The sequence below is a fragment of the Bacillus pinisoli genome (genome assembly GCF_023036475.1).
Taxonomy (GTDB): Bacteria; Bacillota; Bacilli; order Bacillales; family SA4; genus Bacillus_BS; species Bacillus_BS pinisoli.
Map to the genome: position 1 here is coordinate 61390 of NZ_JAJQKI010000011.1, position 12442 is coordinate 73831.

Here is a 12442-nt window from a genome sequence, read left to right on the forward strand (position 1 = left end):
AATCTCTTGATTCAGAGGTAACATCTAATGCGTATTACAATTAAGGATATTGCTAGACTTGCAGGTGTATCACCCGCTACCGTCTCTAAAATCATTAATAATTATTCTGATGTTGGTGAAGCGACGAAACAAAAGGTCCTATCAATTATGGAAGAAACAGGTTATCGTCCAACTCATTCAGCTCAAAGTCTAGCAACAAAGAAATCAAATTTAATTGGTGTCATTTTTGCTGGGAAAATTAATGTCGACATCAATGATCCTTTTTTTGTTGATATCGTCAACTCATTTAAAAAAACTGTAGGAAGTTTAGGCTATGACCTTCTCTTCTTCTCAAACGAAAAATTCCAGGCAACGGATGATGATTATCTAGCACGCTGTCGCTACTACCAAGTAGATGGATGTATCATCATTAGTGGTGATGAATTACAGCCATCTATTATAGAATTAGATCGGAGTGAAATACCATGTATCGGTGTCGATTTAGTTCTTTCTGGTGAGCGTTCTGGTTATCTTATGACCGACAATTACAAAGTTTCATCAAAAGTGATTGAACATTTTTATCTATTAGGTCATCGTTCCATTGCTCATATAGGTGGAAAAAAAGGGTCTCCAATCTCAGATATGAGATACAATGGGTTCATTAGAGCTCTAGGAGAGTATGGCTTACCTATCATTGAGGAATATATTATTCGTGGTGATAGCTTTAAGGAACAGAGCGGATATAATGTCATGAAAAAGTTACTAAGCTTGCCAGAAGTTCCTAAAGCAGTCTATGCTGCATCCGATCTCATGGCATTTGGTGCAATACGAGCAATAAAAGAAGCTGGTCTTCGTATTCCTGAGGATATTGCGATCGTTGGCTGTGATGATTTAGATGCATGCCGCTACATCGATCCTCCTTTAACGACTATTAGTCAAGATAAAGAGAAAATGGGGAAACTTGCAGCTTATATGCTGTCTGATATCATTGAGAAGAACTTAGGGACAAGTTCACTTTTTGTTGAACCAGAACTCATCGTACGCAAAACTTGCGGTGCTTATATTAAAGATTTTTAATACTCTAATCAATTGTGAAAGAAGGGACTTTTAGCTCCTTCTTTTTTGTTGCTTTACATGCCCAATTTATCTGAGGTTAAGTTCACTTTAATACAATTTTAAAACCTTCCATTTACTCTTTTCTTATCAATAAAAAAGCCCTTGGGTAAATGCCCAAGGGTACATCTTTTTCCCAGCTTACAGTAGAGAAGAGAAATTTACAGTAAAATGGTGGAGTTTTACTTTTTATGATATTATCCTCATTGCTTTTATAGCTTAGATACTTATATTTTTATTTGAAAAATTTGCATTCCATTCTTCTTTTAGCTCATACCTATCCTTTAAAATTTCTTCTTGTTGCTTTTTAACTTTCTGTTTATCTATGAACCTCTTTAACCCCGTGCCAAATAGATTTAAACCGATAATTGAAATGGCAATTAATAATGATGGGAAAAATGGAATCCATGGTGCCGATTGTATGTCCCTCATGGAGTTTGAGAGTAGTGACGGCCATGTGAACGTTAAGTTTTCTATCGTGATTCCTACCTCTTGTTCCCATTTCAGGTCTTGCGCTAAATATACCTGAACAATTCCAAGCCCACCAAGGAGGACCATAATACGAGCCATGTCACTTATAAAAATATAAACCATCTTTTGATAGATATTTGGAATATAGTATCTCGTAATAATATGATACCATTCTGTTCCCATTGCTACTGCTGCTAACATGTATTCGGTTTTATTAATCTTTGTAAATTCCTGCCTCATGATCTCTCCAATTCTTCCTATATCTATAAGAGCGATAACAAATACAAGAATAGCGTAACGACTATAAGATTCAATTAATGAAGGAAGATTACCAACTAACATGACTACTATAATAGTTGGTAAAAAAGAGAGCATACTGTTCGTAAAACCTAATAAATTTCGTGCCCCCTTATGGACAGAAGCAAAATAACCAAAGGGGATACAAATCATAAACCGTAAAACGACTATAAAAAATAACTCCGAAAAGGTTTCACTGGCTCCATGAACAACGATGCTGAAAAAATCACGCCCTTCTCGATCTGTACCAAACCAATACTCACTACTAGGTGGAAGAGGAGCCTTTATTAACTTTCCATCCTCATCGTATTTAATTCGGAATCCTTCTAGTTCACTGTCAACAAAAGGCATGATTGGTCCTATGATAGCCATCAAAGCCATTCCCGTTATAATGAATACACCCAAAGCAAAGGAAGGATGTTCTTTCACAAAATGAAGGATGTTTTTGCTAGTTTTTCTATAGGGAAAGGTTTTTAAGAAGTCATATATCTGTCTTAGAGTCTTAAACTTATTTGCACGAGAAATTGTCTCTTCAGATAGTTCATGGTCAAGGCTTGTCGGAGCAATGATTAATTTAATAAAATCTGTAACCCATAGACTAATCAATACTAGTAAAAGGAATGGAAGTAGCAACCCAAGGATAGTATATGTATCATTCGCCTTAATGGAGATAATCAACTGATACCCTGCACCTTTATAAAAGCATAATCTTTCAATGATGGGTAAACTACTTATAATAATTAACATAAGAGTTTGGGTGTAACCAAGAACAGTTGGCCATGCATTCCAGAGTAAATGTTTGAGGATAATAGACAGTTCACTCGTTCCCTTTGACATAGCCGTCCTAACGTAGTCTTTATCTTTTTCATTAAAGATAGATTGATAGGTAATATTTGAAATATAAAAAATGGGTGTAATACTAATAATAAGAAGAGGAAATAACAGGTTAAACCAAGTTTCATAGCCAAATAATTCTAAATCAATATATTTTTCTCTAATTAGTAACAGGAAACCATATTGAGCGGCAATAAGTAGAAAAAAGTCCGGAACGGTTCCAAAAACAATCTGATTTACTTTATGTAATCTACCCTGAATTTTTCTATTCCTAACAATATAATGGATGATACCTACAGTTACTCCGAGTATCAGGCTAATGATATAGGCAGGAATAATAATCTTTAAACTTCTTCCAATATGTTCAACTACTATTTCATTTACAGGAACTGAATGTTTAGATAATCCTAATGATTTTTCGCTAAAAAGTACTCTATAATAATCAAGAATAGCTTGAAACATATAGCTCCAATCAGATTTATGTAAATAATATATGTCATCTGTTGAGATCAGAACTAAATAAATGATAAAACCTGAAGCAAGAAAAAGTAGTATGAAACTCCTCAACATTTTGTTCAATAGTAAGAGCATATCATTTACCCCTTTGTGTTGTATGGTATATATTTACAGTTAAGATTTAATATAAATTGAACGCCTAATTAAATCAACTATTTTTTACCAATTACTCCTTAAATCATGAGAAAAGACCATCATGTGATGGCCTTTTTTACTAGGACAAAGCGTTCTTACCTCTTATCTATGAACTTTTTATAAATAATTTTAGATACACTGCCTTCAATAACCCTATTCAAATGGTCTGCTTATACCTCCACTCAAAAAGTCAATGTGTATCAAAAACAGTCTCACTTCGCATCTGAATCTGTTTCGGACTTCTCCAAATTATGATCTTCTATTTCCTTCTCGACCATCTTTCTGTATGAATCATTAAAGGGTTCCCATAACTCTATCATATTCCCAAGAATATCTTCTATTTGAGCAAACTTTCCGTACTCATAAACTTTTATATCCTGTATGACTTTAACATTCTTACTCTTTAGTTTCTCTAAGTATTTTTCAAGATCATCTACTGTAAAATTAAGAATCGATTTCCCTGATTCTTTCTGATCGAATGTAATAAGAGTGAATATGTTTGGCACAAGAAAATTAATACCATAACTAGAAGTATCCAATCCTAGAACCTCATGATACCAATTTAATAACTTTTTGGTATCACCCTCGATATTTAAAAATATACCACCAATACCAGTTATTTTTGACATTTAGTCCTCCCCCTTTAGAATAAAATACCACTTACTCTTTCGATTTCTCTAAAATGTTGTACTACCTATAAATATTGTTTATTGGTTATTTCCACCAAGTTGAATTATAGTTTGTTAACTCTCCTGTTAATATGATTGTCTTACCAATTTGGGGAGTCAAAAGATTTAGATTAGCTTTTTTAGCCTCTGCAAAAGCACGTTCTATAGGCTCTGTCCAACCATGATAAGCAAGAGTAAAAGCTCCCCAATGAATGAGCATCATATTTTCTCCATTTACATCTAGATGGGCCTGTACAGCTTCTTCAGGTGTCATATGAACCCATGACCAGCGGCGATCATATTGTCCACCTTCTAATAAAGAGATCGTAAATGGGCCGTATTTTTCTCCAATTTTTTTAAAATGAGCATCATAGCCACCATCTCCACTGGTATAGAAACGAGTTTGTTTTCCAAGTATCACCCAACCACCCCATAGAGTCGAATCTCGATTAAACACCCCTCTTCCAGAGAAGTGCTTAGATGGAGTGAAGGCAACAGTCAAGCCTTGGAATTCCGTCTCATCCCACCAATTAAGCTCCGTAATTTTTTCCTTTAGAACTCCCCAACGAACCAAATGGGCACTGACACCATAAGGTACAAAGAAGTGACCAACCTTGTCCTTCAACTTTCGAATAGATGGGTAATCAAGGTGGTCGTAATGATCATGGGTAATAAAAACCGCATCAATAGCCGGCATCTCATCAATAATGTATAGCATATCTTCACTGTATCGTTTACTTCCTACAAAAGAAAAAGGCGACGCAACTCGCCCAAGCATCGGATCAACAAGCATTTTTTTATTATCAAGACTGAGCAAAAAAGCCGAATGTCCAAACCAAGTTAAACTATCTTCTTCACTTTTTATTTTGTTCCAATCAATTTGAGTAACCGGCAATTGACCAGCAGGAGTTCGATCATTGGCACCAGATAAAGAGTCTTTCATCATAGAGAAAATATCAGATACGTTCATGGCCATCTTAGTGGGTACTTGATTAACAAATTTTCCATTAACATGATTATCAAACTTAGAGTATAGTTCTTTTTGCTCGCTATTTGGGTTTCCTCCGAATACTGGATGCAGATAACTTAGCATTGCTAGGGTAACAATTAAAACAAATAAAAACAGAAGAAAATAGACCATTGTTTTCTGTGATTCCTTCCTTTTAGTGTTTGAATTATTTTATCATACACCAACTAACACTAGTCGGTTATTTTAAACCTATGTTCATTTCTTTATGCAAGCTAAATACAGCCTTCACCGAATCATTCTGCCTTTCGTCTGCCTTGCCATTTTCGTCATATATCTTCCGGCTATGTAGTCATGTAACGTCGGGTACGTGTAGCGTATATCCCATCTCTAGGAATTTCCTTGACTAAATTCACCCCTGATATCCTAAAGAATCTCGATACCTAGATCCAACTACAGGTACCTTATAGGGAATAGATAATCCCGGACTAAGTTTTTGATAAATAATTTTAACAAAAGCCTTTCCATAATAACGGAAAGGCTTTTGTTTCTACTTGGTCAAGGTTTGGCTAGTAACGGCTTTAAGAGTGAAAATTATATGATCTTCCCTTACTTTTCTACAAAATACATTGAAATAGCACCTAAGCCCACATGGTTCCCAACTGATACTCCCATTTGCATAATATAAATGTCTCCAGAGAAATCAGTATCCGATTGAAGTTTAGCTTTAAGATTTTCGGCAACTTTAATATCTGATGTATAACCAACTATGATAAAGTCCGTCAATTCTTGGTCATTTCTTTTCATAAACTCCTGCGTGTAATGGTTAAGTACCCTCTTTAATCCTCTTTCCTTTCCAACTATGGCCCCTTTTCCATCCTTCATAGTCATAATCGGCTTTAGCATTAAGATTTTTCCTATTAAGGCACTTGCATTAGTAAGCCTACCACTCTTTATCAAATGATCTAAATCATCCACGGATAGGAAATGCTTTATCTTTCTCTTATACTTTTCATTAAAAGCAACTATTTCTTCAAACGATGCTCCCTGTTCCCTCATCATCGCACTTTTCATAATAAGCCAACCGCTTCCATGACTCATACATTTTGAATCAACTACATGTATCTTAACGTTAGATTCCGGACTTTCCTCGAAGAAATAATCTTTCGCTATTATAGCTGATTGATATGAACCGCTTGTTCCACTAGACATGCATATACATAATACTTCCTTAGTTCCAGCCTCAACAGCCTGTTTTATTATTTTCAAGTACTCGGCTGGACTTGGCATACCTGTGGTCGGAAAATCTGGCAACGCTTCCATCATTCCATAAAATTCATCTGGTTGGATATCTACCCTGTCTCTATATATTTTTCCCTCTATATTTATGGTTAGAGGTGCCAAGCTGATATCGTACATTTTCAGTACTTCATCAGATAAATCACATGTTGAATCAGCCATGATTTTTATCATTAATCTGCCTCCATAATTAAATTGAAATATCATTTTTCTATTAAGCTCTTTTCGTATATATTGTTGCTTTCGTAGAAATCCCAAAAGCCGGATTTTTACTTGTTAGTATAACAGTTTTAGAAAAGAGCCCTCTATTATTAGAATGTAAACACTTTTAGCATTTTACACATACATACTGATTAATTCTACAACAATATAAGTGAATATGCTTCTTTGACAAAAAATAAGGATACCGTTAATAAACAGTATTCCTTCTATAACTACTTTAACCATTCCTTAATGATTATTTTATATTGGTCCTATCCATTGTTTACAACTATTTGTGATAAGGTTCGACGTAGCAAAAAAAAGGGTGCTTGCCATAGCCTTTCCCTACTGAATACAATACCACTAATTCTTTCGACTGCCCTACAATGCGTTACTTTCTCTACTTGTTTCTCGTCAATTTAAGTATAAAAGAATGAGTAGATTCCGTTTATTTTTTGCTTTTTTGCAAAATCAAATTGTATAAGTGCCCCAACAAATATTATAGAGCCAAAAAAACTTTATAACTTACTATAAAAAATAAAACAGGCCTAAATGGCCTGCTATTATTTGATATATCTATTACTACAGTTAAGGTTGAAATGGGTTATACCCTTCAATTGCGTAGATTAGCCAACCAGTTGCTGAAACAGATTCCACGCTTTTCATTGTCCAGTATCCATTATTCGTACCTAGTAGAGAATACGGAACTCCTCCAGTACCATAGAAATCTTGTATTTTAATAATTTCATTCAGAAAATAATTTGCGTCCGTTGTTCTTCCATCCATCTTAAATGAAACGACCATCTGTCCTTGTCCTTCAAACCAAATATCATTTTTATCACTATTGAAATCAAACCCATCAATTGTAATCGTATTAGTTTTTACTCGTTTTGTTTTTTGATTACGATGATTATTCATTACATAGTTCAAACCACGGTTATATTGATATGTTCCTGATGTGCCAAGTGCTTGCACTCCCCAAGCGTTTGTATCCATTGGATTATTCGGGTCATTACGACCTGCCCAAAAGAACCCTTCTGTATCTTGCCAAACTTTATTATCTAAAAATGACTTAACTTTAGCCGCTTCTTGTGTATAACCATAATATTTCAGCATGGCATAAGCATCCTGATTGTGTTCAGTAGAAGCCCAGGTAAGTACGTTGTTAGCAGAATCTATACCCCCGTTAATACCTCCATCAAGTTGTTGGAATTGTATTGACCAATCAATAGCTTTAATCGCCATATTACGATACGTCGAAGTATCTCCAGTGTCTTTTTCATATTTAGCCACAGCCATTGCTACCCATAACACCGGACCCACATGCTGATTATGTTCTTGTACGGATTTATTACAATAATAAGCTGTATACCAGGAACCTGAAGGATTTTGAAGAGATTTCAAAACATCTAGCACCGTCTTTGCTCTGGCCGTATCACCTTTTAAAAGAAATCCAATGGCAGCAACTGCTTGATCATACGTGTAGGCAATCTGCTGACTATCAGAAAAACTATCGACTAGACCCGTTGAACATAGCTGTCCCTTTAACCAATTATAAGCATTGTCTGACGATGTGGTTGTAGATGAAACCGCAAAAGAAGGTGACACACCGGAAAAAATGAGTATAAGACTTAGCATCATTATAAAACTAAATTTTAACTTAAACATTCTTTATCCTCCTATTACTAATTTTAACCCTTTGTTGATTTCCAACAGAATTTAAGCGCTTTCATTAAAGGTTATTTTAAAAAAAGTAAAAATACAATACTCCTTTAGTTGTATCTTGTTACTTTTCATAGAAAAAGCTTTTTGATATGGTCTTGAACCACATGTTTTAGCGAAAATGGGACAGAACCAAACACGGATATCTTTCAAAGATACCGAAGATAATAATCATACATTAATGAGTGTAATAAAAATGTAAGAAAACCAAAAGGAGAACATCTACATCACAAGTACGGTCTCCTTCAATTTAAGTTAGCTTTTTAATCCTTCTTTATCCAGGATTACTTCTATCCATTGCTATACCACTATTTTTGGTATGGTTCACCGTGGTTATTTAAGAGGCAAAAAGGGCATTGGTTGCCTACAACCAATGCCTTTTTATTGTATATTTTCGAGTAAATAGCATATTCATTTAACCTAATTTATTAGTTTCATAGTTATCAAATAATTAATTTCCGTACTAGCTTAAATAAGGTTACAAGTAATCTTAAGAATTATCAGATTCACAAACTTAATATAGGTTGAATAGTAATCGTATAAATAGCATGTATTAGTATTTTATCTATAAGAAAAAACCGAGCAGCAAGTGCTCGGTTTAATCTTATTACTTTTTAATTAATCCGATTTCTACTAAACGTTGATATAAGAAATCACCAGCTGTAATAGCAGGATGCTTCTCTGGGTTATCTTCGCTAATACAAGATGGAATTGTTTCTAGTAAACAATCACTATATGGATGAACGAAGAATGGCATAGAGTAACGTGAAGTATTTTCACCTTGCGGATTTACAACACGGTGAGTCGTAGCTGGAATTACTTCATTAGAAATACGAGATAACATATCTCCAGCGTCAACGATGATTTGGCCTTTTTCAGCCTTAACATCAATCCATTCCCCTTCACGAGTTAATAACTGTAATCCAGATGCAGTTGATTCAACTAATAATGTAATTAAGTTGATATCTTCATGTTCAGCAGCACGGATTGCATTAGGATCCATGGAATCATCTAGTGGTGGATAATGAATGGCACGGAGAATACTATTTCCATCTTTAATCATATCAGAAAAGAAATTAGGACGTAGGTCCATGTTTAAAGCAAGTGCCTCAAGCATATTACGAGCTACACGTTCTAACTCACGATAGAAACTAATTGCATTTTTACGTAACTCTGGTAATTCCTCAGGCCAAACATTAGCAGGATAATCATCACTTAACGGATGACCTACCGGCAATTCTTGTCCAACGTGGAAAAATTCTTTTAAATCTCCAACAGTACGATTTTTTGCGTGCTCTTTTCCGAAACCAGTATAACCACGTGCTCCGCCAAGTACGCTTTCACATTTTATTTTTGTTTCTGTATCTAAAGAAAAGAACTTTTGCCACATTTCATAGTTTTTGTCAATTAGATCAGGGTTAACTCCATGGCCTTCTAAAATAATAAAGCCAGTTTCTTTTAAGCCTGTTGCAAAAGCGTCAGCAAAAGCAGCACGTTGCTCAGTATTTCCATATGTAAAATCTTTTAAGCTAAGTGTACGAACATAAGGTGTCGTCATTTTTTACATTTCCCCCTTTGCTTTCATTTGAAAGCGTTTTCAGTTACAAAACTCATTATAACTATGAAAATGGGGAAAATCAAAGAATTTTTTACTTTTTTCGATAAATTTTTAACTCGATTAATTCAACTATAAAAAGTTAGCTTAAGCACATTCTTTCACAGTAAAACTTATAAAATGAACAACAAATTATTGAATCAGGTACTTTTTATATTGCTCTCGCTTTCGCTCATGAGTTTCCATATTAGAGGAACGGCTACGGAAGTTAGCTAAGTCATAGAATGACTTAGAACAAAAGAAAAAGAACTCAGCGTTCAACTAAGTTCTTCAGACTCGAAAGTTATACCACCAGATGTTGTTCGGCATCTATTAGAAAAGTATGTTCAAGCATTTTCAACAGTCTCCGAGAGAAAAGAGAAAACAACTCTTTAATATTGAACTCGATTTTGACTTTTCCGAAGTTAATCTGTCCAATACATTTACACTTATCCTGATACTATAGACAAAATGCCACCTTATCTACAGATTTTTTTTGCCTCTATTTATGGTAAGGTTCACCCCGATTAATCCTAAAAGCCCGATAAATCTGCTCCACAAGTATCAGTTTCATCAACTGATGAGGAAACGTCATTTTTGAAAAGGATAAGGACTCATCTGCCCGCTTTAAGACCTCGTCACTTAATCCTAACGATCCTCCAATGACAAAAGCAATTTTACTCTTTCCATATGTAGCAAGTTTATCAAGGTCTTCTGCCAGCTGTTCAGAACTTTTCATCTTACCCTGAATTGCGAGTGCAATGACATATGTATCTGGGGATAACTTTTGTAAGATGCGTTCCCCTTCTTTTTGTTTCACTTGTTCCATTTCAGCGTCACTTAAATTTTCTGGTGCTTTTTCATCAGGTAGTTCTAGTATATCTAGTTTCGCGTAGGTCGAAAGACGCTTTGCATACTCATCTATGCCTAGTTTTAAGTATTTCTCTTTTAGTTTTCCAATTGTGACAATTGAGATATTCACAGTTATCCTCCATTTACAAACAGTTTACAAACAAGTTATTCACATAACTTATCCACATATCCACAATTTCTATCCACATGTTGTGTCAGAATATGTGTTCGCTACAACATATATCGCGTTTTTTTGACAATATTCACAAGTTGTTGATAACTTTTCTTCCTCTGTTAACAAGTTAATTTCAGGTGCAATTTCTTCTTCATCCACCATGATATCAATAGCTAGCTCAATATGTTCGTCACAAACTTTTACCATCCTTATTCCTCACTTTTTGTCGTTTTTTTTATTATACCTTATCCACATTATAATAATGTTGTGGACAAAAAAAGAACAAGCTTTTTAGCTTGTCCCTTTAGTAGGATTCTTCTACAAGTCTCAACGTCGTCGTTCTCTTTTCTCCTTGACGATAAAACGTAACCTCCATTGAATCTCCAATATTCTTCTGGTTATATAAATGCTTCCTTAGCTCTAATGCATTTTCAATCTTTATCCCATCTAGAGCAACGATTACATCGTACACCTGAAGACCAGCAACTTCAGCTGGTGAAAGTGGAACCACTTCCTCTAAGAATACGCCCGCTATGATATCAGTAGGTAGTTTTAATGTTTGCTGCCAATGATAGCTTGAGATATCAGATAAATTTCGTAAACCCACTCCCATATATGGACGCTTTACTTCACCATATCGCTCAATATCTGAAATGATGGGTCTTACAATGGTTGTAGGTATAGACAAGCCGATACCCTCCACTGCTTCCTGAGCAATTTTCATAGAGTTTATCCCAATTACCTGTCCCTGGATGTTCACTAGAGCTCCACCACTGTTTCCAGGGTTAATCGCTGCATCCGTTTGTAGTACTTCTGCTTGCCAGTCTACATGTCCATCTTGGTCAAAGTCTAGCGGAATGGTACGTTCTGTTCCTGAGATAATCCCTTGTGTGACAGATCCTGAAAATTGTAGTCCGAGTGGATTTCCAATTGCAAGTACAGGTTCTCCTGGGCGAACGCGGTCTGAATCTCCAAACTCCGCCACAACATCGATTGCATCTGCATCCACAGAGAGTACAGCTAAGTCCGTAAAAATATCACTTCCTAATATCTCTGCTGGTACACGCGATCCATCTTCTAGACTTAATTCTACTGTCGAAGCCCCTTCAATCACGTGATGGTTCGTTACAACATAGGCTCTACCATCTTCCTTTTTGTACACAACCCCTGAGCCTGTTCCCGCTTCTCCAGCATCTTCCCAGAAACCTGAAGTTTGAATATTAATAACTCCGACTACTGCTGCTGAAACACGGTCAACTGCTTGTGTTACCTGTGAAACAACATTCACATTAACCGTTTGTCCTGGAACTGTATCAACAGTGGTATCTTGTTGGTTTGACTTGGCTGACTCTGCGGCACCAGGATTAAAATCCTGAGTGGTCATTCTGTCAAAAGCAGGGAGAGCAAAAATGACTAAAAGTGCACCAAGTGCAACGCCTACAAAACCTGCTATAAAGTAACCACCACGATTTCCTTTTTGCTTTTTTCTTATGTGTTGATAATCTTGATCATAATACCCCATTTGCTTCACCAATCCTTTCACTGATGAACCTATGATTAGGACCATTTGTATACTATTCTATAGTTTGTTTATAATTTGATAATATACTCATTGTATC

General features: G+C 35.5%; 10 protein-coding genes. 1 reads left to right on the forward strand and 9 read right to left on the reverse strand.

Features of this window, described 5'->3' with window-relative positions; translation table 11 throughout:
• Window positions 1-27 precede the first annotated feature (27 nt).
• Window positions 28-1056, forward strand: a complete 1029-nt coding sequence (locus LT143_RS15410; protein WP_246944242.1) for a LacI family DNA-binding transcriptional regulator — start codon at window positions 28-30, stop codon at window positions 1054-1056.
• A 255-nt stretch (window positions 1057-1311) separates the two neighbouring features.
• On the opposite strand, the gene LT143_RS15415 is transcribed toward LT143_RS15410, so the two are convergent.
• The 9 genes from LT143_RS15415 to LT143_RS15455 form a co-directional block, all read right to left on the reverse strand.
• On the reverse strand, window positions 1312-3261 hold the full coding sequence (locus LT143_RS15415; RefSeq protein WP_246944244.1) for an ABC transporter permease subunit: 1950 nt from the start codon (window positions 3259-3261) through the stop codon (window positions 1312-1314).
• Window positions 3262-3557: 296 nt separating this feature from the next.
• The gene (locus tag LT143_RS15420; protein WP_246944246.1) at window positions 3558-3974 is read right to left on the reverse strand and encodes a VOC family protein; all 417 of its coding nucleotides are present in this window, start codon (window positions 3972-3974) and stop codon (window positions 3558-3560) included.
• Window positions 3975-4059: 85 nt separating this feature from the next.
• Complete coding sequence (locus LT143_RS15425) at window positions 4060-5154, reverse strand: MBL fold metallo-hydrolase (protein ID WP_246944248.1); 1095 nt, start codon at window positions 5152-5154, stop codon at window positions 4060-4062.
• Between the two features lie 435 nt (window positions 5155-5589).
• Window positions 5590-6453, reverse strand: a complete 864-nt coding sequence (locus LT143_RS15430; RefSeq protein ID WP_246944250.1) for a DegV family protein — start codon at window positions 6451-6453, stop codon at window positions 5590-5592.
• Window positions 6454-7068: 615 nt separating this feature from the next.
• Window positions 7069-8148: a glucosidase family protein gene (locus LT143_RS15435; RefSeq protein ID WP_246944254.1), complete on the reverse strand. Its 1080-nt coding sequence runs from the start codon at window positions 8146-8148 to the stop codon at window positions 7069-7071.
• 661 nt (window positions 8149-8809) lie between these two features.
• Window positions 8810-9760: an isopenicillin N synthase family dioxygenase gene (locus LT143_RS15440; RefSeq protein WP_246944257.1), complete on the reverse strand. Its 951-nt coding sequence runs from the start codon at window positions 9758-9760 to the stop codon at window positions 8810-8812.
• A gap of 538 nt (window positions 9761-10298) precedes the next feature.
• Window positions 10299-10778: a 23S rRNA (pseudouridine(1915)-N(3))-methyltransferase RlmH gene (gene rlmH / locus LT143_RS15445; RefSeq protein WP_246944259.1), complete on the reverse strand. Its 480-nt coding sequence runs from the start codon at window positions 10776-10778 to the stop codon at window positions 10299-10301.
• 69 nt (window positions 10779-10847) lie between these two features.
• The gene (locus LT143_RS15450) at window positions 10848-11030 is read right to left on the reverse strand and encodes a CxxH/CxxC protein (protein ID WP_246944261.1); all 183 of its coding nucleotides are present in this window, start codon (window positions 11028-11030) and stop codon (window positions 10848-10850) included.
• Window positions 11031-11127: 97 nt separating this feature from the next.
• On the reverse strand, window positions 11128-12345 hold the full coding sequence (locus tag LT143_RS15455) for a S1C family serine protease (RefSeq protein ID WP_246944339.1): 1218 nt from the start codon (window positions 12343-12345) through the stop codon (window positions 11128-11130).
• Window positions 12346-12442: the final 97 nt, after the last annotated feature.

Bases quoted from the DNA above. Each gene is read 5' to 3' on its own strand.
- LT143_RS15410 (WP_246944242.1), top strand. From the start codon at position 28: ATGCGTATTACAATTAAGGATATTGCTAGACTTGCAGGTGTATCACCC.
- LT143_RS15420 (WP_246944246.1), bottom strand. From the start codon at position 3,974: ATGTCAAAAATAACTGGTATTGGTGGTATATTTTTAAATATCGAGGGT.
- LT143_RS15425 (WP_246944248.1), bottom strand. From the start codon at position 5,154: ATGGTCTATTTTCTTCTGTTTTTATTTGTTTTAATTGTTACCCTAGCA.
- LT143_RS15430 (WP_246944250.1), bottom strand. From the start codon at position 6,453: ATGATAAAAATCATGGCTGATTCAACATGTGATTTATCTGATGAAGTA.
- LT143_RS15435 (WP_246944254.1), bottom strand. From the start codon at position 8,148: ATGTTTAAGTTAAAATTTAGTTTTATAATGATGCTAAGTCTTATACTC.
- LT143_RS15440 (WP_246944257.1), bottom strand. From the start codon at position 9,760: ATGACGACACCTTATGTTCGTACACTTAGCTTAAAAGATTTTACATAT.
- LT143_RS15450 (WP_246944261.1), bottom strand. From the start codon at position 11,030: ATGGTAAAAGTTTGTGACGAACATATTGAGCTAGCTATTGATATCATG.
- LT143_RS15455 (WP_246944339.1), bottom strand. From the start codon at position 12,345: ATGGGGTATTATGATCAAGATTATCAACACATAAGAAAAAAGCAAAAA.